This window comes from Neorhizobium fuzhouense, from assembly GCF_042611105.1.
Lineage (GTDB): Bacteria > Pseudomonadota > Alphaproteobacteria > Rhizobiales > Rhizobiaceae > Neorhizobium > Neorhizobium galegae_A.
In genome coordinates this window covers 707,186-730,775 of record NZ_JBHFFP010000001.1, presented here as the reverse complement: position 1 = coordinate 730,775, position 23,590 = coordinate 707,186, and the positions used below count along the sequence as shown (strand labels likewise).

Genomic DNA, 23,590 nt, shown 5'->3' with positions numbered 1-23,590 from the left:
CGACGGGGCGGCCCGAATGATTTGAAGGAGACCGCACCATGACACTCAACGGAAAAATCGCCATTGTCACCGGATCGGCAAGCGGCATCGGCGCCGAGATCGCCAGGCGTTATATCGAACAGGGCGCCCATGTCGTCATCGCCGATCTCAGGCTCGATGCGGCGGACGCAAAGGCAAAGGAACTCACCGCCATCGGCCCCGGCCGGGCAATCGGCGTTGCCATGGATGTGACGGACGAGGCGGCGGTGAATGCCGGCGTTGCAAAGACCGTCGAAACCTTCGGCCGCGTGGATATCCTTGTTTCCAATGCCGGTATCCAGATCGTCCACCGCATCGAGGATTTTCCCTTTGCCGACTGGAAGAAAATGCTGGCCATCCATCTGGACGGAGCCTTTTTGACCACCAAGGCCTGCGTGCCGCACATGAAGGCGAACGGCGGCGGCGCGGTCATCTACATGGGGTCCGTCCACTCGCACGAAGCCTCGCCGCTCAAATCCGCCTATGTTACCGCAAAGCACGGGCTTCTAGGCCTTGCCCGGGTGCTCGCCAAGGAAGGCGGCGAGTTTGGCATTCGCGCCAATGTCATCTGCCCCGGTTTCGTGCGCACGCCGCTTGTCGACAAGCAGATCCCCGAACAGGCGAAAACGCTGGGCATTTCCGAGGATGAGGTGGTGAAGCGGGTGATGCTAGGCGAAACCGTCGATGGTGAGTTCACCACGGTGGAGGATGTGGCAGACGTCGCCCTCTTCCTCGCCGCATTCAAGACCAATGCGCTGTCTGGCCAGTCGATCACCGTCAGCCACGGCTGGCACATGGGCTGACCGTTTTGCCGGGCCCATACGCCCGCAGGGCTTGATCCGGTGCCGCACTCATCACGTACATGTGTGACGGGTGCTGTTGCCGGATTGCGTCCGACATGTCGTCCTGTGCCCACCACAATGCGAGCCAGAGGGTCTTTCCAGGGAGGACATGCCATGACCGAGACGCCGAAGATCACCCAGGCGATGATCGATGCCTATGATGAATACACCCATCTGAGCCTTGACCGGCGAAAGTTCATGGAGCGGTTGACCCTGCTTGCCGGCTCCGGTGCGGCGGCTGCCGCCATTGCCCCGATGCTGGCGGCAAGCCATGCGCAGGCAGCGCTCGTGCCGGCAGATGATGCCCGCCTGACCGGTGCAGACATCACCTATCCCGGCGCCGGCGGCGAGATGAAGGGCTATCTGGTCGCGCCCAAAAATCCGGCCGGTCCGCTCGGCTCGGTCATCGTCATCCACGAGAATCGCGGCCTCAACGACCATATCCGCGATGTGGCGCGCCGCGTGGCGCTTGAGGGCTTTGTGGCGCTCGCCCCCGACTTTCTGTCACTGAGCGGCGGCACGCCGAGCGACGAGGATCAGGCCCGCCAGATGTTTTCCACCCTCGACATGGGCGCAACCGTCGCCAATGGCGAGGCGACACGGACATTCCTGTCGAAGCGCGAAGGGGCAAACGGCAAGGTCGGCGCCATCGGCTTCTGCTGGGGCGGCGGCCTGGTAAACCGTCTGGCGGTTGCGTCGCCGGATCTGAATGCCGGCGTCGCCTATTACGGCGCCCAGCCGCCGGCAGCCGACGTTGCCAAGATCAAGGCGCCTCTGATGCTGCACTATGCCGGGCTCGACGAGCGCATCAATGCCGGCATCGACGCCTATCGCAAGGCGCTCCAGGCGGGCGGCAAGACCTTCGAGATCTTTATCTATGACGGCGCGAACCACGCCTTCAACAACGATACCTCGGCCGCCCGCTACGACAAGGCAGCAGCAGATCTCGCCTGGAGCCGAACGGTGGCGTTCTTCCGGAAATATCTCGGCTGATCGGGGCTGCGATGCCGGCGGTGCACGCAGAATTGCCGCGCACCGCCCTTATCGTCAGAAGCGGCTGTTAAAGTTGATCTTCACGGCATGGGCATCGCCGTCGCCGCTCAGAAGCCCATTGTAGCTCACCCCGAAAGCTGCCTTCTCGCTGACGGCAACACCGAAGCTTGCATTGAGCGCCAGCGCATTCTCCGGCAAGGCAACGCCTGACACGGTGAAGGCATTGCCGGTGGAGAAGGCATTGCGCGATTGCGGCGTGTCAGCATCGGCATGCTGCCAGCCCAGCCCCAGCTTCAGATCCGCCTTTCGCCCATTCTCCAGCGTCAGGCCTTTTTCGACCGTGGTGCCGATCGTGGCGATCAGCGCGTGATCGGTATCGCCATCGACAGACAGGGCGGCAAGGCCGCCGCTTTCACGCAGGTCGCGCGTGGAGGCCGTCAGGTAGATGGCCTCGCCGAAAGGCACGATGTCAAACTGCGGCGTGCTGATGCGCTGCGACAGGCGGGCAGACACCTGGCCGGAAAGCCCGCCATAATCTCCTGTCAGGTGATCGGAAAAGCTGCCGATGGTCACATTGCGGGTGGTGTCGATGCCGTTGTAGCCGAAGCTTGCCGCCAGATCGAAGGCCGTTGCACCCCAGTCGGCGCCGGCATAGGCGCCAAGTCCGCCGGTGTTCAGCGTGCCGGTCATGTCCCGGTCGCCGGCAGAGATGTGCTGCGTGGCGCCGAAGATCAACACGCCAAGGCGCCAGTCGCTGATGCTGCGATCCATGCCGGCGATCATGTCAAAACTGTTGGCGGCCATTGCGCCGCCATTGCCGTCGCGGGACAGGGAAAGGCGCCCGCCATGGGTGGTGGCCCAAAAACCCTCTTCGTCATCGGCAAGTCGCGCAAAGGCAGCCTGGCTGGAAACGCGGGCGTGATCCAGCATCTGCGACCGCAGGGAGGCATAGACATCGCCCGAAACCAGATCGAAAGCAGCCCGCGCCGCATCGAAATCGGCCGTCATACCGACGGCTGCCCGCAGGCTGTTGGTGCTGGCAAGCGATTGCAGAACGGTGCTCGTGGCGATCTGGTTTGGCGTCTGGGCGGCGTCGGTAAACGCCGTCGTCTGGGTGACGGTCAGGTAGGCATTGTTGGCGTCGTAGGAATCAACCAGATCGTAAAAGGCCGAAACGGCAGGCGAGCCGGACCAGTCGAAGGTTCCGGTGAGACCGCCGGCTGCCGTCAGGATGGTGTATTGCGTGCCGGGCACGAAGCTTCCGGCCGCACCGCGGGACCAGGAGATCAGCGCTCCGGGCTGCAGCGTGGCGGTGCCGCCCGCATTGATCAGGTCCGAGGCCGTCGAGGTGGGGTCGAGTTCGACTTCATAAAGTGCGCCCGCCTGCTGGACATAGGTGCCCGAGGTGGTGAGCGTTCCGATGGAATTGCCCGGTGCCACGGTGGAGCCGGTGGCAATCTCGATCGCGCCGATGGAGCCTGACCCTTTCAGCGTGCCGCCGGTTCCGATTTCGATCGTCCCGCCGAGCGTGCTATTCAGCACGAACGTTCCGCCTTCCACATACGTTGTGCCGGTAAAGCCCGATCCATCGCCGGTGTAGATGGTTGTACCCGCGATCTGCAGGATATCGCCGCCATTTCCGAACAGTTTCTGGTCGAATTCATAGGCGTCGCTGGTGTGGTTGAACACCAGTGTCGCCGTGCCATCGCCGAAATAGATGCCGTTGGTTGCCGAAATCGTGCCGGCAGCAGCCGCAGCCGACCCTTGCGCCGCCCCGATGTTCAGCGTGCCGGTGCTGCCGGTATAGGTTGCGATATCGAGCTGGTTGCTGACCAGCAGTTCTGCGCCATCCGTCACGGTCACGATGCCAGTGCCGTTGAAGCCGACGCGCATGTTTCCAGAAAAATACGTATTCGACAGAGATTCAAATCGCGTGCCTGCGCCCGTCAGTGTCATCTCGCCGAAGGAGCCGGTATCGGTGCCAACAGCGCCGGTATGGGCCGATACCACGGCGCCGTCGGAGACGGTCAGGCGCCCATAACCGACTGTGCCGTTTCCGCTGCCGCCGACATAGACGTTGAGGCTGTTCGTCCACTGCGTGCCTTGGCCCGTCACGGTCATTGTGGCCCAGGTTGCGCCGTCGCCACCGACATAGCCACCATCGTCATGCAGGGTTGCACCATCGGACAGCGTCGCCGTTCCCTCGTTGAGGCTGAGATAACCCGCTGCGGACGTCCAGTTTGGCGGATCCGTTGCGGTCAGGGTTCCAAGATCGACCGATGTGCCGGGGCCTGTGATGGTGAGGCTTGAATTTGCCCCCATAGCGAGGCTGCCGTTGACGGTCTCCATCCGCGCGCCGTCGGAGATGGTGAGCGAACTGGTACCGACATCGTTCATCAGGATGCCGCCCTGGTTGACCCAGGTGGAGCCCTGTCCGCTGATGGTGATGCTGCCGTTGCTGCCGGCGGCCAGGCCAAGTGCGGAATCGATTGAGTTCAGCGTTGCGCCGTCCGTGACGCTGAGCGCCCCCGTGCTCGTTGCACCCACTTCGAGCCGGCCGGACGGCGACCAGGAGCCGGTTGGGCCCGGTAGTGTCGGGCTGATATCCCCGGTTGCCGTGATGGACTGCGCAGACGCGGTCCGCACGCCGGCTGCCGCCAGCGCGAGAAGCGAAAGCGGCACGCAAACCGTCGTCATCAGGAGCGAGTGGCGCAGGGCGAGCCGGCGACAGGAATTATATGATCCCGTATATAAAGGATCGTGTCCGCGACGCTGCGAATATAAAAATGAATGCATAGCTTCCTCCCTCGTTTTTGATCAACGATGAGCTCAAATTATTCGAATATAAATATATTTCGGAGATTTTCCGGATTTAATATTTAGTATTCATGCAAATTTGGGGAATCGTTGATATTTTATTCTAGATAATACGCCGAATAGATCATTGTAAATATGCTGGATGCGACTTGGCGGCGCGGCGTCGCACATTGTGCGAAAGGGGCACAGTGATGGGGTGCTGAGCTCGGCAGAGCGGCGGTCGCGCCAGGCGAGGGTGCCTTCAGACACGACGTCATAGGCACTGCTTGCGGGCCGTCCATCGATTGGGGATCGGCCCGGAACATGCGGGGGGTGCGATTTTATGTGCGCTCGTGCGTCACCGGAAGGCGTCAGACCGCATCAGCCGGAAACGCTTTGCAAGGCCGGCTTGTCCCGGACGGCGGGGGGTCGGCGATTACCAGCCCGGCATCATCTGGGCGGTGCGCAGGCGGGCGGCAGCCCGGCCAAAGGCCTTCATGTCGCCGTCGAGGTCGTCGGGAGCGACGGCTGGCGAGATGTTGTCGAGGCAGGCGGTGATATGGTCGGTGATCGCCGTCATCAGCGAGGGCGACAGGCCGGGCCGCTTCATCAGGCCGATCTGGACCGGCGGCAGCGAGGGAAAACCATCCGACTGCGACAGCACCTTCATGCCCGGGCGAAGGGCCGATTCGGGCAGGATGGAGACGGCCATGCCGGCCAGAACTGCCGAGGCCACCACCATTGACGACCAGCTGGTAAACAGGATCTGGTATTCGCGTCCATCGGCATCGAGCGCCGAGCAGGCCAGCTGGCGCCAGTTGCAATCGCGCCGGCCAACGGCCAGCGGCACCGGTGCGTCGTCGCGCAGCGGGTGATTGGCAGAGGCCACCCAGCAGAGCGGCTCGGTGCGCACCACGTCCGACTGGCGCGCGCGCGGATTATGCGTCACAAGCGCAATGTCCAGCTCGCCCCGCGCCATCTTTTCGGCCAGATCCACCGAGGGTTCGCAGACAATGAACAGCTCGACATTCGGATGCGTCTTGGCAAAACGCCCAATGATTTCGGGCATGTAGCGGTCGGCATAATCGTCGGGCGTGCCGATGCGCAGCGTCCCCTCCAGCCGGTTGTCGTCGAAGGCGGCAATGGCCTCGTTGTTCAGCCGGATAATGCGGCGGGCATAGTTCAAGAGCTTTTCACCCTCCAGCGTCAGCCGGTTGCCGCGCCCGTCCTTGGTAAACAGCTGCTTGCCCACCCGTTCCTCAAGCCTTCGCATCTGCATGGAAACGGCGCTCTGCGTCTTGAACACGCGGTCGGCGGCCTTGGTGAAGCTGCCGCTGTCCACGATGGCGACGAAGGTTTGCAACTGGTCAGTATCAAGGGGAGCAGACATCGGCGACACATCCATCAGTGAGGTTGATGCTAATCATTAGAAACATTCGTTGGACTGATCAATGGAGAATTCGCATAACGCAAGGGCAAAGCCAAACAGAGGGCGCTTTTGAAAAGCGTCGTCCCTGCCTTCCTTTTCGGATACGGCGGCCCGATGCGGGCGGCCTGACACTGTTTAAGGAATGAATTTTCGTGCCTGAAGAAAGGAAGTTCCCATGAGCACGACTGAACGGACCATGACCCGCACTCTTTCCGCCACCCGGAAAGGCAATGTGCGCCTTTTTGCCGATGTGATCGCCTCTGCCGCGGACTGGAGCAAAACCGTTCTTCGTGCGCTTCGCAACCGCCGTGCGCTGACGCATATCTGCGAGCTTGAAGATCACCAGCTGTTCGACATCGGCCTGACGCGGCTGGAGGTCGAACGCGCCATGAGCCAGTCCGGCCTGTTGCAGGATCCTCATGCGCTTCTGCCGCCGCATGCCCGCCTTCGCGGCCGGCGCGCACCTTGGGGGCAAAGCCGCCCCTGACCCGTTTTCCCCGCAGGGTAAACGCCAATCGCCCTGCATACTTGCCCGGCCGGTTTAACCGCGCCGGGCTTTTTTATGTCCACATTTGCGACCGCCGACCGCCGTGATCAGACGGAGGCCTTGGGAGCCTCGCCGGCCTGTTGCGCGCGCACATAACCCTCGAAGATCGCTTCCATGTTCTTCTGGTAGGCTTTCTGCACTTCGACGCCGCTGTCGAACATGCTGGAGAGAACGGCTTGAAACTTTTCGATCTCCGGCTTGCCGGTGGGGGCTGAGGGTGCCTCAGCCTTCGGTGCTGCGGCCTTGGCCGGTTGAGGCGCCGCCTCGGGCGTGGAGAAGCTGCCGCTCATCATGTCCTGGAAGGCCTTGGCAAACGGATTGTCGGTGAAAGGGTTGCTGGGCGCTGGCGCGTCTGCGGGCTTTTCCAGCCCCCACAGGCTGCGCATGGCCTGGAACATCGGATTGTCGAACGGGATGGTCGCCGGCTGCGGCTTGGGCTTGGCCTGGAAACCGATCGCCTGCAGCCATTGCTGCGTTGCCTGGCCCATGGCTTCCGGCGAAAACGGGTTCGTGCCGACCTGTCCGGTCATCTGCTTGAAGAGGCCGCCCATGATCGTGTCGGCCATGGCCGGCATCATCTGCTTCAGCACGTCCTGGCCGATGCCGGTGAGTTGCGCGGCCTGCGCCGCAATCGCCCGCGAAACGTCCTTGGAGCCGAACAGGCGTTCCAGAACCGCATTGCCGTCGGCCATGCCCTGCGGCGTGAATGCCTTGTTGATGTCTTCGAAATATTTGCCGTAGGCGCCGGAAAACATGCCGCTCATCAGCGCGCTGAAATCATACGGATTGCTGCTGGAGCGCTTGAGGCCGGAGGAAAAGGCCGGCAGGAGCGCCGCCATCGCCTGTGCCGCCTGCTCCTGTGCCAGATTGAACTGCTTGGCCAGAGTGTCCATTGCGGCGCCGTTCTGCGCCTTCAGCATCATGTCGAACAGCGGCAGCATCGTCACCGGCTCCTTTCTGGAATCCCCTTTTGTCCAGCCACTATAACTGGAAAAATCCGGGACGGAACCGGTTTGTTCAGCTTTAAACTGTCCCGTGCCGGGAAGGCGTGACGCTCAATACTGGTATTCCTCGAAAACCGGTTCGACGGAGCCGTTCCAGCGGCCCTCGTAGAGCGACAGAAGTTCTTGCGCCAGCACCTTCTTCTTGGCGAGAATTTCCTCCAGCGGCTGGAGGAACAGCGTTTCGTCGGCGCCGTCGCCGTTCAGGCGGTTGCGGGCCTTCAGGCCCTGCCGCGAGATGGCGATGATGTCGCGGGCGACCTCCATCAGCGGGCGGCCGGCAATCGTTGCGGCAAGGCCGCCGGCCGGCACCGCATCGCGCAGCGCCAGCACATCCTGATAGGTCCAGTCGCGGGTGACCTCTTCGGCGGCACTCATCGCCGCATCGTCGTACAGAAGACCCACCCAGAAGGCCGGAAGCGCGCAGATGCGCCGCCACGGGCCACCGTCTGCGCCGCGCATTTCGAGGTAGCGCTTCAGCCGTACATCGGGAAACAGCGTGCCCAGATGGTTCGTCCAGTCGCCGAGCGTCGGCTGCCAGTCGGCAACCTCGCCTTTCAGCGCGCCGGCCATGAACTGGCGGAAGGTGATGTGGGTGCAGTCATGATATTTGCCGTCGCGTACGATGAAATACATCGGCACGTCGAGCGCCCATTCCACATAGGTCTCGAAACCGAAGCCGGGCTCGAACGCCTTCGGCATCAGCCCGCCGCGGGCATTGTCCGTATCGCGCCAGATCTCGCCGCGCCAGGACAGAAGCCCGTTCGGCTTTCCCTCGGTAAAGGGCGAGGCGGCAAACAGTGCCGTCGACAGCGGCTGCAGCTTGAGCGACAGCTGCATCTTGCGCGCCATGTCGGCTTCGGAGGCAAAATCGAGGTTCACCTGGATGGTGCAGGTGCGGTACATCATGTCCAGCCCGTGGCGGCCGACCTTCGGCATATAGCGGGTCATGATCTTGTAGCGGGATTTCGGCATGACCGGCGTTTCGGCAAGCGTCCATTTCGGGCTGCCGCCGATGCCGAGGAAGCGGATGCCCATGGGCTCGGCCACCTCGCGCAGCACGGCCAGATGCTGGTTGGATTCGCGACAGGTCTCATGCAGCGTTTCAAGCGGGGCGCCCGACAGCTCGAACTGGCCACCCGGCTCGATGGAGATTGCCCCCATGCCGCCGGTCTCGCCGAGCCCGATGATGTTGTCGCCATCCATGATCGGCTCCCAGCCGAGCTTCTGCTGCATGCCCTTCAGGAGCGCTGAAATGCTGGCCTCGCCGAAATAGGGAACCGGCGTGTGGTCCTTCTGGAAAAAGGCGAATTTCTCGTGCTCTGTGCCGATGCGGAAGGTGTTTTCCGGCTTGCAGCCCCCGGCCAGATAGTCGGCCATCTCCGAGACGGAGGTAAGGGGGGTGTGATCGGTGGTGTCGCGGGCCATGAAGTCGACCTTGTCTGGGATACGGGCTCTTGAAAGTGGGGCACGGTCCGAAGGCGGCAATCGCCTTCGGGAATGCTGCTTGTACCGGATCTAGCGGCGGCGCAAGTGAATTTCTCTGAAGTGTGTCGGCACGCGTCTTCGTTCTCGCCCCGTCATCGCCAGTCGCCGATTGTGGCCTGCACGAGTGCAAGGGCTGCCACCGCTGCGGTATCGGCCCTGAGGATGCGCGGCCCGAGCGGAATGGCGGTCACGAAGGCCAGACTGCGCAGCAGTGTCCGCTCTTCTTCCGAAAAGCCGCCTTCCGGGCCGATCAGCAGCGCCAGCTTGCGCTCCTTGATCTCGTTGAGGATCGGCAGCGGGTTCTGGCTTTCCTCGCCCTCGTCGCAAAAGATGATGCGCCGGTCGGCGGGCCAGGTGTCGAGGAGATCCTTCAGCTTCACCGGTGCCGTCACCTGCGGCACGGCCAGCACGCCGCATTGCTCGGCCGCCTCCACCACATTGGCCTGAAGCCGCTCCAGGCTGGTGATCTTGCCCTGCACATGCTGGGTCATCACCGGCTGCAGCAGCCCGGCGCCCATTTCCACGGCCTTCTGCACGAGGTAATCCAGCCGGCCGACCTTCAGGGGCGCGAACAGGTAATGGAGGTCCGGCAGCGGCGATTGCGGCCGCGTCTGCTCGATCGGCTGAAGCAGCAACTTCTTGCGGGTCGGAAGAAGAAGTCTTGCCCGCCATTCGCCGTCATGGCCGTTGAACACAAGAACCTCGTCGCCTTCCGTCATGCGCAGCACGTTGACGAGATAGTTGAAGTGGTCGCTCGTTGCCTCCAGGGCCCGGCCGGCTGAAAGCGGCGTGTCGATGAAAAGCCGCTGCATGCGGAAATTGGCGCGCATCCGGAATGCCCCGTTCAGGTGTCGTTTTATTCAACGTCGTGCGGTCACACGAACAGGCGGAACATAAGCATCGCGATGAGCGCCGCAAGGGCACCGGACACGGGAACGGTAATCGTCCAGGCCCCGACGATGGTCAGCAGATGCGATCGCCGCACCAGGTAACGCCTTCGCAGTTCCGCCGTGTTGACCTCGCCGACCGGTTTTTCCGAACCGTCACCGCTGCCCGGCGCGATCTGGGCGAGATAGGCCTTGCGCTGGTTCGAATGCCGGTGGTGCCATTCGCGAAACAGCCCGACGCCGAAGACGGCGCCCACTGCGATATGGGTGGAACTGACCGGGGCGCCGATGGAGGAGGCAAGGATGACGGTGACGGCCGAAGACAGCGCCACGCAATAGGCCCGCATCGGGTTGAGCTTGGTGATTTCCTTGCCGACCAGCAGGATCAGCTTTGGTCCGAACAGCAGCAGGCCCATGGAAATGCCAAGGCCGCCGATCAGCAGCTCCCAGAGCGGCAGCGGCGCATCGGCCACCAGCGGGCCGTCGTTCAGCGTGCCGATAATGGCGGCCAGCGGCCCGATGGCGTTGGCCACGTCATTGGCGCCATGGGCAAAGGAGAGAAGGGCGGCCGAAAAGATCAGCGGCAGCTGGAAGAGCTTGCGCAGCGACTGGTTGCGGTTGTCCAGACCCTCCGACTGGCGCCTGACCAGCGGGCGGGACATGAGGGTCACTGTTGCGCCGAAGGCAAGGCCGACCAAAAGCGCCTGCGGCAGGGAAACGCTCAGGATTTCTATCGGCAGCATCAGCATCAGATAGGCGGCAAAGGAGCCGGCCATGACGCCGATCAGCACCGGCACCCAGCGGCGGGCGGCGGCAATCTTGTCGGGCGTATAGATGATGAAGGTCTTGATGAAGGCGAGCATGGCAACCGCCACCGCGGCCCCGAGAAGCGGGGAGACGACCCAGCTGGTGGCGATGCCGGCCAGCACCGTCCAGTTGACGGCACTGACACCGGCGGCGGCAATGCCGGCCCCCATGACGCCGCCGACAATGGCATGGGTGGTCGATACCGGCGCGCTGATCCAGGTGGCAATGTTGATCCAGATCGCGGCGGCAAGCAGTGCTGCCATCATCGCCCAGACGAAGAGATCCGGGTTTGCCACGCGGTCCGCATAGAGAATGCCGTTGGCGATGGTGCCCGCGACCTTGTTTCCGGCAATGAGCGCGCCGGCAACTTCGCAGACGGCAGCAAGGGCAAGGCCGAGCCCGAGGCTGAGTGCCTTGGAGCCGACGGCCGCGCCAATATTGTTGGCCACGTCATTGGCGCCGATGTTCATGGCCATGTAGCCGGCAAGAACGGCCGCTGCAATCGCCACCAGCGTATCCGGATGGCCGGCGGTGGAGGCGAGCGTGAAGATCATCACCGCCAGGAGAAACAGAAAGCCAGCACCCGAGCCCGCCAGCCGCCGGCCGAGATGCTTGGAGGCATCCTCGACCGAGCTGATCTTGTCGAGATCCTTGTCGAGCGTCGCCGTGCGGGCCTTTTGAGCGCGCGCCTTCTGCGGTCGGTCACTGCCGATGTCGGAGCCTGTATTCACGGATTAAATGCCGCCTTCGCAAAATTTTCTTGAGGTCAATCATCGCCGATGCGCGGCAGCGCCGGGATGTCAGACAATATGGATGCACTGTGCGACAATCTCGCCTGCGCCGGTCGATGTTTATGAATATCCTGGCCGCAAGGGCTGCGGCGCAACGTATTTTGCCGTGCGGCCTGCCTTAGCGACCGGCAGCCGCCCTCAGTTTCACCGGTGCCGGCGACGCCATGCGCTTTTCAAAGGCCATGAACAGGGCGCGCAGTTCCGGCTCGTTCACCCGCAATGCCGCCTCGGCGCAGGATGTCCAGTCCAGTGTCCGGCTGTCCTTTTCGGGGAAGTCCGTCAGCATCTCGTCGACGCGCAGCGCATGGACCTGCACCCGCACCGGCACTTCCACGCCGCTCTTGCGCTTCTTCATATAGGCGAAATAGCCGAAGGGCTCCTTTTCCGCCTTGCCGCGCACGCCGGCCTCTTCATAGGCTTCGCGTTCGGCGACCGCATGGGCCTTCTTGCCCTTCATCGGCCAACCCTTGGGAATGACCCAGCGGCGGGTTTCACGGCTGGTCAGCAGCAGGACCTGAAGCCCCAGCGCCGCATCGAACCGATAGCACAGCGCGGCATATTGCTGGCGCGGTGGACGCCGCAGCATCAGGGAAAGGTTCGAAACGAGTTGGTTTAGAAGGTTCACGGTCCTGGTTCACTCCGGATATGCTGAATTGCTCCTAGCAGAAAAGGCCATTGCACAGCTGTTCATTTGCGACGTTAGCGGAAAAATTGATTCGAAGTGCGGCAATCTCAAAACTCTTTTACACTCTCTGGATTGCACCAACCTGAATATATGAGAATTTGCTTGGGGAATGGAGCGATTTTTTCGACCTCCACTCTCTTTGCGCGAAGCCCTTGATGCGGATGGGCCATGTGTGAGACGACTGGCGGACAGGTGGAGGAGACGACGTGTCGGAGGTCATCGCATTCCTGAAGCCGCGGGCCGAGGTTTTGGCTCGCCGCTCGGTCATCATTGCCGATCTGGCGGATCTTTTGCCGCCGGAGTGTCTGGTGCATGAGGTGCGCGAACTGGTGCCGTTTGAAACGGATGCCTTTGTCGCCTATCGCCGCCTGCCGCTGGCCGTCGCGCTGCCCAAGACCACGGCCGAGGTGGCGGCTGTCCTGAAATACTGTCACCGCTATGGCATCCCGGTCGTGCCGCGCGGGGCGGGCACGTCGCTCTGCGGCGGCGCCATCCCGCAGGAGGATGCGGTCGTGATCGGGCTGTCTCGCATGACGCAGATCCTGGAGATCGACACGTTCAACCGCACGGCAACCGTGCAGGCGGGCGTCACCAATCTGTCGATTTCCGATGCCGTGTCGCCGGAGGGGTTCTTTTACGCGCCGGACCCGAGCTCGCAGCTCGCCTGCACCATCGGCGGCAATATCGGCATGAATTCCGGCGGCGCGCACTGTCTGAAATATGGCGTCACCACCAATAATTTGCTCGGCGTCAAACTGGTGCTGGTGGATGGCACGGTGATCGAACTCGGCGGCAAGCATCTGGATGCCGGCGGCTATGATCTGCTCGGCCTTGTCTGCGGCTCGGAAGGCCAGCTTGGCATCGTCACGGAAGCGACGGTGCGCCTCATCGCAAAGCCGGAGGGCGCGCGGCCCGTGCTGTTCGGCTTCGACACGTCGGAAGGGGCGGGCGCCTGCGTGGCGGATGTCATCGGATCGGGCATCATTCCCGTTGCGATCGAATTCATGGACAAGCCCGCCATCGAGATCTGTGAAGCCTTTGCCAAGGCCGGCTATCCGCTGGATGTCGAGGCTCTGCTGATCGTCGAGGTCGAGGGCTCGGAGGCCGAGATGGACGCCATGCTGGCGCTGATCGTCGAGATCGCCCGCCGCCATGGGGTGAAAACCGTGCGCGAATGCCAGTCGGCGACGGAAGCCGCGCTCATCTGGAAGGGCCGCAAATCCGCCTTCGGCGCCACCGGCCGCATTGCCGATTACATCTGCATGGACGGCACCGTGCCGCTCAGCCAACTGCCTTATGTGCTAAAGCGCACCGGCGAGATCGTTGAAGGTTTTGGTCTTCGCGTCGCCAATGTCTTTCACGCCGGCGATGGCAACATGCATCCGCTGATCCTGTTCAACGCCAATGATCCCGACGAGGCAGCCCGCGCGGAGGCGGCCGGCAACGAGATCCTGAAGCTCTGTGTCGATGCGGGCGGCTGCCTCACCGGCGAGCATGGCGTCGGCATCGAAAAGCGCGACCTGATGCGCCACCAGTATTCGAAAGCCGATCTCGACCAGCAGATGGCGGTGCGCGCCGCCTTCGATGCGCAATGGCTGATGAACCCGTCAAAGGTGTTTCCGCTCGACGGGCGGCCTGTCCTGGGGGCGGCTTCCGCATGAGTGCGATTTCGACGGAAACGACGTCCATCACCGCCAATCCGCTCGATACCGGCGCGATGAGCGCCATCCTGGTTCCGATCTGCGAGGAGGAGGCGGCGGGCATGATCCGCGCGGCGGCCGGGGCGGGGCGCCGGCTTTCGATCTCCGGAGGCAATACCCGCTCCGGCTTCGGCAACCGCGTGGACGCCGATGCAGTGTTGCGCTCGGCGGCCATGTCCGGCATCGTCGCCTATGATCCGGCCGAGATGGTGATGACGGCACGGGCCGGCACGCCGGTTGCCGAAATCGAGGACATCCTGCTCGAAAACAATCAGATGCTCTCCTTCGAGCCCATGGATCACCGGGCGGTGATGGGCACGGAAGGCGAGCCCACCATCGGCGGCGTCTTTGCCACCAATGCCTCCGGTCCGCGCCGGATCCTGGCGGGCGCCGCGCGCGACAGCCTTCTCGGCATCCGCTTCATCAACGGGGAGGGCGAGGTGATCCGCGCCGGCGGACGGGTGATGAAGAATGTCACCGGGCTCGATCTCGTCAAGCTGCTGGCCGGTTCCTTCGGCACGCTCGGCTTCCTCACCGAAGTGACGTTTCGCGTGGCGCCCCGCCCCCAGACGGAACAGACGCTCATCGTGAGCGGCCTTGAGGATGACGCGGGCGCCCGCGCCATGGCGCTTGCCATGGGCCTTTCCGTCGAGGTGTCCGGCGCTGCCCACCTGCCGGAAAGCGTGCGCGGCCGCTTCCTTTCCGGCCGCCTGCCGGAGGGTGCGGCAACCGTTCTGCGGCTCGAGGGCCTGTCCGCCTCCGTTCCCGTGCGCGCCGAAAAACTCTCGGCTGCCCTTCACCGGTTCGGCCCGGTCTCGCGCGTCGAGGCCGAGGCGAGCGCGCATTTGTGGCTGCAGATCCGCGACGTGCTGCCCTATGCCGATCGCAGCCGCAAACCGCTCTGGCGGGTCTCGGTTTCGCCCGGTGCCGGAGCGCCGTTGGTGGCGGCCCTCAGGCTCGAAGCCGGTGTCGATGCGTTTTACGACTGGCAGGGCGGTCTTGTGTGGATGCGCATGGAGGCAGACCCGGAGGCCGCGCTGTTGCGTGCCCTCATTGCCCGGTTCGGCGGCGGCCATGCCACGCTGCTGCGCGCCGGCGATGCCGTGCGCGACCAGACGCCCGCCTTCGAGCCGCAGCCGGCGCCACTTGCGGCCCTGTCTGAACGGGTCAGGCAAAAGCTGGACCCGGCCGGCATTTTCAATCCGGGAAAGATGGGGGCGTAACCGCCGATGCAGACCAATTTCACCGAGGCCCAGCTTGCCGACCCGCATGTGGCGCAATCGGAAAAAATCCTGCGGCGCTGCGTGCATTGTGGCTTCTGCACCGCCACCTGTCCGACCTATGTGACGCTCGGCAACGAACTCGACAGTCCGCGCGGGCGCATCTACCTCATCAAGGACATGCTGGAGAACGACCGGCCGGCGGACCGCGAGGTGGTGACCCATATCGACCGCTGTCTCTCCTGCCTTGCCTGCACCACCACCTGTCCCTCCGGCGTCGATTACATGCACCTCATCGACCATGCGCGGGCCCATATCGAAAACACCTATCGCCGCCCGCTGATCGACCGGCTGATCCGCGGCGTGCTTGTGGCGGTGCTGCCCCATCCGCAGCGCTTCCGGCTGGCGCTGGCGCTTGCCCGTCTGGCCCGGCCGCTAGCGTCCGTTCTTGGCCGTGTAAGGGCGTTAAAACCGCTTGCCGCCATGCTGGAGCTTGCGCCGCAAAGGCCGCTTCCGGCCGCACCTGCGGGTCCGGTCCCAGTGGAACAACCGGTCCGCGGGCGCGTCGCCATCCTTGCCGGCTGCGCCCAGCCGGTGCTCGATCCCGGCATCAATGCGGCAACCGTGCGACTGCTGTCCCGGCTCGGGGTCGAGATCGTGACACCCAGGGGAGAGGGCTGTTGCGGCGCGCTGGTGCATCACATGGGCCGCGAGGCGGCGGCGCTTGATTTTGCCCGGGCCAATGTCGATGCATGGACGCGCGAGATCGAGGCGGGCGGGCTCGATGCCATTCTCATCACCGCCTCGGGCTGCGGCACGACGATCAAGGACTATGGCCATATGCTGCGGCTTGATCCGGCCTATGCTGAAAAGGCCGCACGGGTCTCGGCGCTTGCCAAGGATGTCACCGAATTCCTCGCGCTGCTTGACCTGCCGCGCCTTCCCCCGCAGAACCTCACCGTCGCCTATCATTCCGCCTGCTCGATGCAGCACGGCCAGAAGATCACGATGCAGCCGAAACTTCTCCTGAAGGCGGCGGGGTTTGCGGTAAAGGATCCGGCCGAAGGCCATCTCTGCTGCGGATCGGCCGGAACCTACAATATCCTGCAGCCCGAGATTTCCGCGCAGCTGAAGGCGCGCAAGGTGAAGAATATCGAGGCGACCCGCGCCGATCTGATCGCCACCGGCAATATCGGCTGCATCACGCAGATTGCCACCGCTGCGACAATGCCGATCCTGCACACGGTGGAACTGCTGGACTGGGCCTATGGCGGGCCGAAACCCGCCAAGCTTGCCGGTCTTGAACGGGCTTAAAACTTGTAGGCGACGCCGAAATTGACCGCATTGGTCTTCACGTCGGTCTTCAGCGACGCGCCGCTGTCGATATCGACGTCGACGAAGGAATAAGTGCCCTTGTATTCCAGAAAGGTCGACCAGTTCCTGGTGATGGCGTAACTCACGCCGGCCTGCGCCTGCAGCGTCGCGCCGCCGAACTGGTATTCGAACGTCTTGCCCGAGGCACGCGTCACTTCCACATGCGGCACGTTGATGCCGGCACCGGCACCGACATAAGGCGTCAACGCCGGCATGCTCTCCAGCGGAAAGCGATAGAGCGCGTTCAGCGTCAGGAGATTGAGGCCATCGGTGAACTCGAAATGCGACCAGCCGGATTTTTGCAGCGTGTCGTCGTCGGCATAGACCTTGTCATGGGTGTAATCGAGCGAGATGCCGAGATTGGAGAGCGCACCGCCCTCGAACCAGTAGGTGCCGCGCACGCCCCAGTAGGGCGGCGAAGCGAAGGATTTTCCCTCCCAGCCGGCGGTGAAATCCGCCTGGTCGGACACCTCTACCTTGCTATGCGGCGCGGTCTGGTAACCGCCATAGGCGGAAATCTCGAAATCGCCCGCATGCGCGACACCGACAAGAAGACAGCCGCCCAACACGGCAGCAGTAAGACCCGTGCGAAAAGACATGATGTTGACCCCGATCCCCAAAGCTTGGGATGGAGCTAAGCGGGCGTCGATGACAGGGTGATGACGCGGCTGTGGCGCGGCGGCATCACTTGAACTCAGATGACGATGACCTTTGTGCCGACGGGCACGCGGCCGTAAAGATCGGTGACGTCTTCATTGCGCATGCGGATGCAGCCGGAGGAGACGGCGGAACCGATGGTCCAAGGGGCATTTGTGCCGTGAATGCGGTAGAGCGTCGAGCCGAGATAGAGCGCACGGGCGCCGAGCGGGTTCTCCGGCCCGCCCTCCATGGAGGCCGGCAGGTAATGACCCTTTTCTGCCTCGCGGCTGATCATCTCCTGTGGCGGATGCCAGCTTGGCCATTCGGCCTTGCGGGTCACGGTATGGGCGCCGGCCCATTCGAAGCCGGGCTTGCCGACGCCGACGCCATAGCGCTTCGCCTTGCCATCCTGCAGCACGAGATAGAGAAAGCGGCTGGTCGTATCGATGATGATCGTGCCGGGCGCGTGGCTGGTGTCGAAGGACACGATCTGCGGCAGGAATTGCGGCTCGATGCGCCCGCGGATGACCGGAAGAGGCCGTCCGGCCACCGCCGTCTGCACCGGCCGCACGCCTTGCGCCTGCGGCTCCGGTGCCACTTGCGGTTCCCGGGGGCGGATCTGGGTGGACTGGGTGCGCGGCAAGGGCGGCGGCTGGCGGTAGAGGACGCGCAGGCCGGGCGGTGGTGGCACTTGAGCGGCGCGAATGCCGGAGGGTATGGGCGTGCGACGCGGCGTGCCGCCGAGCTGCGTGATCCAGGGCGCGGTGAGATCCGGGCTGACGATGACGGGCGGGCGCTCCGCATACCGGTCCTCGGCCAGTGCCGGACCCGAGAGGCTTGCAAGACCCAGCGCACCGATCAGCCACATCGTCTTCATCGGCCTTATCCTTTGCAAATGCTTAACCCATTGATCGCCTTCACCCGGCGATGGCCTGACCGTGCGGGAAAGGTGCAAGCGAAACGTAAATGCGCTCCCGTTGCCTGTCAGGTTTTGGCGCAAACTCTGCCGTCACGGTTAATCTCTGGTTGGCAGACATGGTTTATCCCGGCTAAACGAGGGGGCGCGTCGGGAGGGATATCGATCATGCAGAAGCCGGGGATCATCGAGGGGGCGGACGGACGTTGCCGCTGCAGCTGGCATCAGGGCCTTGCCGATTACGAGCGCTACCACGATGCGGAGTGGGGCCTGCCGGTGGTCGACGATATCCGGCTGTTTGAAAAGATCTGCCTTGAGGGCTTTCAGTCGGGCCTGTCGTGGCTCACCATCCTGCGCAAGCGCGACAATTTTCGCGCAGCCTTTGCCGGCTTCGATTTTAACAAGGTCGCGCTGTTCGATGAGGCGGATATCGAACGCTGCGTGGCCGATGCCGGCATCATCCGCCACCGCGGAAAGATCGTTTCCACCATCAACAATGCCCGTCGGGCGGTGGAGCTGCGCGATGAATTCGGCTCGCTTGCCAAGTTTTTCTGGTCCTATGAGCCGGATACCTCCGAACGCCCGGCGGTGATGGATCTCGACACGCTGCGGGCCAATCCGACGACGCCCACCTCGGTGCGGCTGTCAAAGGACTTGAAAAAGCGCGGCTGGACTTTTGTTGGCCCGACCACGGTCTATGCCTTCATGCAAGCCATGGGCCTCGTCAACGATCATCTGGACGGCTGTTATCGCCAGCCGGAGGTGCAGGCGCTCAAGGATGCTTTCGTGCGGCCTTAATCCGGTGCCGAACAGATCTGCGCGATGAGGTCGGGCAGTTCGCCCAGCGTTTCGATCTCGCGAAAGCGCGGCGCCTCGAGCGGGCGTTCCACATGTTCCAGAACCCAGGTCAGCTCGTGCGGCACGAACACGCCCCAGGCGCCGCTTGCAATGGCCGGCACCACATCGGATTTCAGCGAATTGCCCACCATCATCGCCTGTTCGGCGCCTTCGCCATGTTTTGCAAAGATCCGGCGATAGGTGGTGGCGGTCTTGTCGGAGACGATTTCCACCGCATCGAAGAAATCGCCAAGACCGGATTGGGCAAGCTTGCGTTCCTGGTCGAACAGGTCGCCCTTGGTGATCAGCACCAGAAAATAGCGCCCGCGAAGCGCCTCCAGCGCGGCCCGGGCCTGCGGCAGGCATTCCACCGGGTGGCTCAGCAGATCGCGGCCGATCGTGAGGATTTTTCCGATGACCTCGCTCGACACCTTGCCCTCGGTCACCTCCAGCGCCGTCTCGATCATCGAGAGGGTAAAGCCCTTGATGCCGAAGCCGTAATGGGCAAGGTTGCGCTTTTCCGCCTCCAGCAGCCGTTCGGAAATCTGCTCTCCTTCCGCAAAGTCGGCCAGCAGCGCGCGAAAATGGCCTTCCGTCAGGCGATAGAACTGCTCGTTCTGCCAGAGCGTGTCATCGGCATCGAAACCGATCACGGACAAGCGGCGGATCGTCATGGGCAGCCTCCGAATGTTCAACCGATTGAAGTGTAACCCGGCGGTGAGGCAAAGCAATGGCGCGGGAAAGCGCCATTGCGTCGGTCGTGCCCGTGCTTAACGGCCGTGGCTCTTCAGCCAGGCCTTCATCTCGGCAATCTCGGCTTCCTGCGCCTTGATCACGTCCTGCGCCAGCGCGCGGATCTTTGGGTCCTTGCCGTGTTCAAGCTCGACGCGAGCCATGTCGATGGCACCCTGATGATGAGGGATCATCGAACGGACGAAATCCACATCGGCATCGCCGGTATAGGTCACGGCCATATCCGTGTGCATCTTGCGGTTGGCCGCTTCGAAGGCGCGGGTGGAGGCTGTGTCGGCCGCCTTTGGCACCTGGCTCATCATGGAGCCCTTCATCTCGCCATGCCCGGCATGGGCCGGCATGTCCTGTGCGCTGGCGATGGATAGAATTGGCGCGGTGAAGGCAAGCGCTGCGGCAAGCGCAGCCGGAATCAGTCTTGCGTTGAGCAGTCTGGTGATCATGGGGGATTTCCCTTTTATCTGACGCTTATGGATGGAAAAGGGGCCGGATCGGCCCGTTCATCGCAAAGGTCAGGCGCGGGGAGGCGGCACCAGCGGATCGGGCGCGCCGGCCCGCATCTGTGCCACGCGGGAAGCCGGATAGCTCAGCGGAAGCGTTTTGCGCACATCGGCAAAAAGCGGCGCCGGCAGCGGCGACAGGCAGGCCGCGCAAAACGCTTCGGCGCAGCAGTTCATCATCGGCATCGGCTTGCAGCCGGGACAGGGAGCCATTTTCTGTGTCGCATGCGCGTGATGCGGGCCATGCGGCGCGTGACCATCGTCCATGGCCATGGACGAAAAGGCATCATGATGCGGCATTGAGGCCATTGTCGGTATTAGGGCCATCGGCTGCACGGCAAGCACCGGCATCATCCCCTGCAGGAGAACGGCAACAACCATGAAAAGCCGGGCGATGTGGCGCATGGTCGAACTATAAGCGCATTGCATCGGCCGAACAACTCGTTTGCTGTTTTGGCGGGCGGTGTCGGGGCCGGTAATCGCGGCCTCTTCACCCCGCGACCACCCGGTGCACCGCCCGATACGCCCCGCGCGCCTCTTCGAGCGGCACCACCGGCCAGTCCCAGCTTTTGTCATGCGCGGGCACGGGCACGCCGGCCAGAAGATCGTGCTCTTCGAGAATTTTGCCGCCCCTGTCCTCGATGCGGTAGGAGACATCGGTGATCAGGCAGGTTTTCGCGGCAACCGTGGCAAGCGCGTGCAGATGGGCGCCGACAAGGGCGGGCAGCACCGTCTCCGCGCTCGCACTCTGCCCGGTCGCCTCCAGCCGGGCGCGGGCGCCGACGCCGATCTGCGACAGGATATTGGCCGAGACGACGAGATCGAGATAAGGCACCTGCCGCAGGAAGCCGAGCGGTTCCGGCATTTTTCCCGCAACGGCCTCGTCAAGGCCCGAAAGATCGCGCCAGATCAGCCGCGTGTTGGAAAGCCGTCGTGCGGCAAGAAAGGTGCGCACGCTTGCCAGATGCACGAGATCGACCAGCACCACCGTATCGAACGCGCGCGACAGTTCCAGGATCGGCACATCGCGCAACAGGCCGGAGCCGAGCACGACGGCGGTGCGGCGCTGCTTCAGGCTGTTGATGGCGGAAAGCACATGCGCCTTGCTGTTGTCCTCATGGTGCCCCCAGGCAGCCCGACAGCGGTTGGCGCGCGCCAAAAGGCTGATGGAGGAGGCGATGTGGGGGCGAAACGGCTTTGGCGTCAGCGGCCAGCTTGCGGCATAATTGAAGGCTTCGAGGATCATGGCCGATTGCGATCACTTTTCATCATGGAGGTGGCGGGAAGTGCGCCGCTGCTTATCCCACCGCATCATTGATGAAAGGCGAGGGTGGCGTGCAGGCTGATCTCCCCACCTGTGGGGGAGATGCCCGGCAGGGCAGAGGGGGGCGCGCTTACGCCGCGATGGAGAGGTGCCTGAACCTGCGTCAGGCAACCGGTCGCTCTTGCCGGTCGTCGGCACTCTCCGCCTCGTGCACCTCGCGCCCGATATCGCTCCTGATGAGGTCGAGTATAAATTCCTCGACCGTAAGGCGGCATTTTTCCGCTGCCATTGAGAGGAGCGCATAGGTTTCATCCGGCATATCGAGGGTTATTTGCTGGTTCATCGCCCAATCTCCGACACCGCGCCATCCTAGCAGGCCGCAGCGTGTGCGGCCAGCCGTTGCGCCCGCTTCAAGGCTTGCCGCCTTCGCCTGCATCCTCTAAGAAACCGCACACATTTCCGGCCTTTTTCATGTGCCGCGGCCAAGGAAGACGATCATGAGCGACAAGAAGCAAAAAACGCAGAAACTCAAGGCCCGCCTGCCGCGCGGGTTTGGCGATCGTACAGCAACCGACATCCATGCCACCAACGAGATGGTGGCAAAAATCCGTGAGGTCTACGAGCGCTACGGCTTTGACCCGATCGAGACGCCGCTGTTCGAATATACCGATGCGCTCGGAAAATTCCTGCCCGACAGCGACCGCCCGAACGAGGGCGTGTTTTCGCTGACCGACGACGACGACCAGTGGATGAGCCTGCGTTACGACCTGACGGCGCCGCTTGCCCGCCACGTCGCGGAAAACTTTAACGAGATCCAGCTGCCCTACCGCACCTATCGCGCCGGCTATGTCTTCCGTAACGAAAAGCCGGGCCCCGGCCGTTTCCGCCAGTTCATGCAGTTCGATGCCGATACCGTTGGCGCACCCGGCGTGTCTGCCGATGCCGAAATGTGCATGATGATGGCCGATACGCTGGAAGCCTTGGGCATCAAGCGCGGCGATTACGTCATCCGCGTCAACAACCGCAAGGTTCTGGATGGCGTGATGGAAGCCATTGGCCTCGGCGGCGAGGAGAATGCGGCGCGGCGGCTGAACGTGCTGCGGGCGATTGATAAGCTCGATAAGTTTGGCCCGGAAGGTGTCGAGTTGTTGCTCGGCGAAGGTCGCAAGGATGAGTCCGGTGACTTCACCAAGGGTGCGGGGCTAAACGCGGAGCAGATACACCGTATCATCAGTTTTGTTGTTACAGCTGCCAGTGTTGCCAAAGAAGGCGTTGAAGACGATGAAGCAGATTTTCAGATTCTGGATGAGATGAAGGCTTCGTTCTACGATTTTCCGCTAGCAGTTGCCGGGCTGGAAGAGCTGGAACAGATCTGGAATTTGGTACGCAGGGCTGGCTACGGCATCAACCGCATCAAGATCGATCCCTCCGTCGTCCGTGGCCTCGAATATTACACCGGCCCTGTCTACGAAGCCGAACTCACCTTCGATGTCACCAACGAAAAGGGCGAAAAGGTCGTCTTCGGATCTGTCGGCGGTGGTGGTCGCTATGATGGCCTCGTCTCCCGCTTCATGGGCCAGCCGGTGCCGGCCACGGGCTTTTCCATCGGCGTGTCGCGCCTGATGACGGCGCTGAAAAACCTTGGCAAACTGGGGCAGGACGACGTTCTGGCGCCGGTTCTCGTCACCGTCATGGATGGTGATGTGGAGGCCATGGGCCGTTACCAGAAATTTGCGCAGGACCTGCGCAATGCCGGCATCCGCGCCGAAATGTACCAGGGCAACTGGAAGAAATTCGGCAACCAGCTGAAGTATGCCGATCGTCGCGGTTCCCCCATCGCCATCATCCAGGGCGGTGACGAGCGGGCGCAAGGCGTCGTTCAGATCAAGGACCTCATCGAGGGAAAACGCCTCTCCGGCGAGATTTCCGACAACACCGAATGGCGCGAGGCCCGCGTTGCGCAGGTGGTCGTGCCGGAGGCGGATCTGGTCGAAAAGGTGAAGGAAATTCTGGGCCAGCAGGCGGAAGATCGTCTGCGGGCAAAGGGTGTTTGATGTTGGCGTCTGTGGTTTTTCCCCTCCCCAACCCTCCCCACAAGGGGGAGGG

The 23,590-nt window shown here is 63.0% G+C and carries 22 protein-coding genes; 8 read left to right on the top strand and 14 right to left on the bottom strand.

What is annotated here, in order from left to right:
• Positions 1–38 precede the first annotated feature (38 nt).
• Entirely contained in the window at positions 39–821 is a 783-nt protein-coding gene (locus ACEXP3_RS03660; RefSeq protein WP_377296015.1) for a 3-hydroxybutyrate dehydrogenase, read from the top strand.
• Positions 822–974: 153 nt separating this feature from the next.
• Entirely contained in the window at positions 975–1,853 is an 879-nt protein-coding gene (locus ACEXP3_RS03655; protein WP_377296014.1) for a dienelactone hydrolase family protein, read from the top strand.
• 54 nt (positions 1,854–1,907) lie between these two features.
• Here ACEXP3_RS03655 and ACEXP3_RS03650 read toward each other — a convergent pair whose 3' ends face one another.
• Positions 1,908–4,649, bottom strand: a complete 2,742-nt coding sequence (locus ACEXP3_RS03650) for an autotransporter outer membrane beta-barrel domain-containing protein (RefSeq protein ID WP_377296013.1) — start codon at positions 4,647–4,649, stop codon at positions 1,908–1,910.
• Positions 4,650–5,085: 436 nt separating this feature from the next.
• The gene (locus ACEXP3_RS03645) at positions 5,086–6,039 is read right to left on the bottom strand and encodes a LysR substrate-binding domain-containing protein (protein WP_377296012.1); all 954 of its coding nucleotides are present in this window, start codon (positions 6,037–6,039) and stop codon (positions 5,086–5,088) included.
• Between the two features lie 214 nt (positions 6,040–6,253).
• Between ACEXP3_RS03645 and ACEXP3_RS03640 the strand changes: the two genes are divergently transcribed.
• Positions 6,254–6,565: a DUF1127 domain-containing protein gene (locus tag ACEXP3_RS03640; RefSeq protein ID WP_377296011.1), complete on the top strand. Its 312-nt coding sequence runs from the start codon at positions 6,254–6,256 to the stop codon at positions 6,563–6,565.
• 107 nt (positions 6,566–6,672) lie between these two features.
• On the opposite strand, the gene ACEXP3_RS03635 is transcribed toward ACEXP3_RS03640, so the two are convergent.
• The 5 genes from ACEXP3_RS03635 to ACEXP3_RS03615 form a co-directional block, all read right to left on the bottom strand.
• Positions 6,673–7,566: a DUF937 domain-containing protein gene (locus tag ACEXP3_RS03635; RefSeq protein WP_377296083.1), complete on the bottom strand. Its 894-nt coding sequence runs from the start codon at positions 7,564–7,566 to the stop codon at positions 6,673–6,675.
• 114 nt (positions 7,567–7,680) lie between these two features.
• A complete protein-coding gene (locus tag ACEXP3_RS03630) occupies positions 7,681–9,054 on the bottom strand; it encodes a glutamate--cysteine ligase (RefSeq protein WP_377296010.1) in 1,374 nt (457 codons plus the stop codon).
• 152 nt (positions 9,055–9,206) lie between these two features.
• Positions 9,207–9,944: a 16S rRNA (uracil(1498)-N(3))-methyltransferase gene (locus tag ACEXP3_RS03625; RefSeq protein WP_377296009.1), complete on the bottom strand. Its 738-nt coding sequence runs from the start codon at positions 9,942–9,944 to the stop codon at positions 9,207–9,209.
• Positions 9,945–9,988: 44 nt separating this feature from the next.
• Positions 9,989–11,521 (bottom strand): inorganic phosphate transporter, encoded by a 1,533-nt coding sequence (locus ACEXP3_RS03620; protein WP_377296082.1) that lies wholly within the window; start codon positions 11,519–11,521, stop codon positions 9,989–9,991.
• A gap of 196 nt (positions 11,522–11,717) precedes the next feature.
• Positions 11,718–12,185, bottom strand: coding sequence for an NUDIX hydrolase (locus ACEXP3_RS03615; protein ID WP_377296081.1), 468 nt, complete (start codon positions 12,183–12,185; stop codon positions 11,718–11,720).
• A 305-nt stretch (positions 12,186–12,490) separates the two neighbouring features.
• Between ACEXP3_RS03615 and ACEXP3_RS03610 the strand changes: the two genes are divergently transcribed.
• The 3 genes from ACEXP3_RS03610 to glcF are packed head-to-tail and all read left to right on the top strand — an operon-like array spanning position 12,491 to position 16,518.
• Positions 12,491–13,945 (top strand): FAD-linked oxidase C-terminal domain-containing protein, encoded by a 1,455-nt coding sequence (locus ACEXP3_RS03610; protein WP_377296008.1) that lies wholly within the window; start codon positions 12,491–12,493, stop codon positions 13,943–13,945.
• 56 nt (positions 13,946–14,001) lie between these two features.
• On the top strand, positions 14,002–15,207 hold the full coding sequence (glcE, locus tag ACEXP3_RS03605) for a glycolate oxidase subunit GlcE (RefSeq protein WP_377296080.1): 1,206 nt from the start codon (positions 14,002–14,004) through the stop codon (positions 15,205–15,207).
• A 6-nt stretch (positions 15,208–15,213) separates the two neighbouring features.
• Positions 15,214–16,518 (top strand): glycolate oxidase subunit GlcF, encoded by a 1,305-nt coding sequence (gene glcF / locus ACEXP3_RS03600; protein ID WP_377296007.1) that lies wholly within the window; start codon positions 15,214–15,216, stop codon positions 16,516–16,518.
• Here the strand turns inward: glcF and ACEXP3_RS03595 are convergent.
• Entirely contained in the window at positions 16,515–17,177 is a 663-nt protein-coding gene (locus tag ACEXP3_RS03595) for an outer membrane protein (RefSeq protein WP_377296006.1), read from the bottom strand. The two genes, glcF and ACEXP3_RS03595, sit on opposite strands and share 4 nt — an antisense overlap.
• A gap of 95 nt (positions 17,178–17,272) precedes the next feature.
• A complete protein-coding gene (locus ACEXP3_RS03590) occupies positions 17,273–18,094 on the bottom strand; it encodes a L,D-transpeptidase (RefSeq protein ID WP_377296005.1) in 822 nt (273 codons plus the stop codon).
• Between the two features lie 207 nt (positions 18,095–18,301).
• Between ACEXP3_RS03590 and ACEXP3_RS03585 the strand changes: the two genes are divergently transcribed.
• A complete protein-coding gene (locus ACEXP3_RS03585) occupies positions 18,302–18,931 on the top strand; it encodes a DNA-3-methyladenine glycosylase I (protein WP_377296004.1) in 630 nt (209 codons plus the stop codon).
• Here the strand turns inward: ACEXP3_RS03585 and ACEXP3_RS03580 are convergent.
• The 5 genes from ACEXP3_RS03580 to ACEXP3_RS03560 form a co-directional block, all read right to left on the bottom strand.
• On the bottom strand, positions 18,928–19,644 hold the full coding sequence (locus ACEXP3_RS03580) for an HAD family hydrolase (protein WP_377296003.1): 717 nt from the start codon (positions 19,642–19,644) through the stop codon (positions 18,928–18,930). The two genes, ACEXP3_RS03585 and ACEXP3_RS03580, sit on opposite strands and share 4 nt — an antisense overlap.
• A gap of 96 nt (positions 19,645–19,740) precedes the next feature.
• Positions 19,741–20,163 (bottom strand): CopM family metallochaperone, encoded by a 423-nt coding sequence (gene copM, locus ACEXP3_RS03575; RefSeq protein WP_377296002.1) that lies wholly within the window; start codon positions 20,161–20,163, stop codon positions 19,741–19,743.
• A 69-nt stretch (positions 20,164–20,232) separates the two neighbouring features.
• Positions 20,233–20,625 carry a hypothetical protein gene (locus ACEXP3_RS03570; protein WP_377296001.1) on the bottom strand — a complete coding sequence of 131 codons (393 nt, stop codon included), beginning with the start codon at positions 20,623–20,625 and terminating at the stop codon, positions 20,233–20,235.
• A gap of 85 nt (positions 20,626–20,710) precedes the next feature.
• Entirely contained in the window at positions 20,711–21,466 is a 756-nt protein-coding gene (locus ACEXP3_RS03565; protein ID WP_377295999.1) for a hypothetical protein, read from the bottom strand.
• A 181-nt stretch (positions 21,467–21,647) separates the two neighbouring features.
• The gene (locus ACEXP3_RS03560) at positions 21,648–21,827 is read right to left on the bottom strand and encodes a hypothetical protein (protein WP_377295998.1); all 180 of its coding nucleotides are present in this window, start codon (positions 21,825–21,827) and stop codon (positions 21,648–21,650) included.
• 154 nt (positions 21,828–21,981) lie between these two features.
• Here ACEXP3_RS03560 and hisS point away from each other — a divergent pair, with 154 nt between their 5' ends.
• Entirely contained in the window at positions 21,982–23,538 is a 1,557-nt protein-coding gene (gene hisS, locus ACEXP3_RS03555; RefSeq protein ID WP_377295997.1) for a histidine--tRNA ligase, read from the top strand.
• The last annotated feature ends 52 nt before the right edge of the window (positions 23,539–23,590 follow it).

What these genes read in the sequence shown, in the direction of transcription:
- ACEXP3_RS03640 (WP_377296011.1), top strand. Translation starts at nt 6,254, where the DNA reads ATGAGCACGACTGAACGGACCATGACCCGCACTCTTTCCGCCACCCGG.
- ACEXP3_RS03560 (WP_377295998.1), bottom strand. Translation starts at nt 21,827, where the DNA reads ATGAACCAGCAAATAACCCTCGATATGCCGGATGAAACCTATGCGCTC.
- ACEXP3_RS03660 (WP_377296015.1), top strand. Translation starts at nt 39, where the DNA reads ATGACACTCAACGGAAAAATCGCCATTGTCACCGGATCGGCAAGCGGC.
- glcF (WP_377296007.1), top strand. Translation starts at nt 15,214, where the DNA reads ATGCAGACCAATTTCACCGAGGCCCAGCTTGCCGACCCGCATGTGGCG.
- ACEXP3_RS03585 (WP_377296004.1), top strand. Translation starts at nt 18,302, where the DNA reads ATGCAGAAGCCGGGGATCATCGAGGGGGCGGACGGACGTTGCCGCTGC.
- ACEXP3_RS03580 (WP_377296003.1), bottom strand. Translation starts at nt 19,644, where the DNA reads ATGACGATCCGCCGCTTGTCCGTGATCGGTTTCGATGCCGATGACACG.
- ACEXP3_RS03630 (WP_377296010.1), bottom strand. Translation starts at nt 9,054, where the DNA reads ATGGCCCGCGACACCACCGATCACACCCCCCTTACCTCCGTCTCGGAG.
- ACEXP3_RS03645 (WP_377296012.1), bottom strand. Translation starts at nt 6,039, where the DNA reads ATGTCTGCTCCCCTTGATACTGACCAGTTGCAAACCTTCGTCGCCATC.
- ACEXP3_RS03655 (WP_377296014.1), top strand. Translation starts at nt 975, where the DNA reads ATGACCGAGACGCCGAAGATCACCCAGGCGATGATCGATGCCTATGAT.
- ACEXP3_RS03635 (WP_377296083.1), bottom strand. Translation starts at nt 7,566, where the DNA reads ATGCTGCCGCTGTTCGACATGATGCTGAAGGCGCAGAACGGCGCCGCA.
- ACEXP3_RS03625 (WP_377296009.1), bottom strand. Translation starts at nt 9,944, where the DNA reads ATGCGCGCCAATTTCCGCATGCAGCGGCTTTTCATCGACACGCCGCTT.
- ACEXP3_RS03615 (WP_377296081.1), bottom strand. Translation starts at nt 12,185, where the DNA reads ATGCTGCGGCGTCCACCGCGCCAGCAATATGCCGCGCTGTGCTATCGG.
- ACEXP3_RS03650 (WP_377296013.1), bottom strand. Translation starts at nt 4,649, where the DNA reads ATGCATTCATTTTTATATTCGCAGCGTCGCGGACACGATCCTTTATAT.
- ACEXP3_RS03565 (WP_377295999.1), bottom strand. Translation starts at nt 21,466, where the DNA reads ATGATCCTCGAAGCCTTCAATTATGCCGCAAGCTGGCCGCTGACGCCA.
- glcE (WP_377296080.1), top strand. Translation starts at nt 14,002, where the DNA reads ATGAGCGCCATCCTGGTTCCGATCTGCGAGGAGGAGGCGGCGGGCATG.
- ACEXP3_RS03570 (WP_377296001.1), bottom strand. Translation starts at nt 20,625, where the DNA reads ATGCGCCACATCGCCCGGCTTTTCATGGTTGTTGCCGTTCTCCTGCAG.
- copM (WP_377296002.1), bottom strand. Translation starts at nt 20,163, where the DNA reads ATGATCACCAGACTGCTCAACGCAAGACTGATTCCGGCTGCGCTTGCC.
- hisS (WP_377295997.1), top strand. Translation starts at nt 21,982, where the DNA reads ATGAGCGACAAGAAGCAAAAAACGCAGAAACTCAAGGCCCGCCTGCCG.
- ACEXP3_RS03590 (WP_377296005.1), bottom strand. Translation starts at nt 18,094, where the DNA reads ATGAAGACGATGTGGCTGATCGGTGCGCTGGGTCTTGCAAGCCTCTCG.
- ACEXP3_RS03595 (WP_377296006.1), bottom strand. Translation starts at nt 17,177, where the DNA reads ATGTCTTTTCGCACGGGTCTTACTGCTGCCGTGTTGGGCGGCTGTCTT.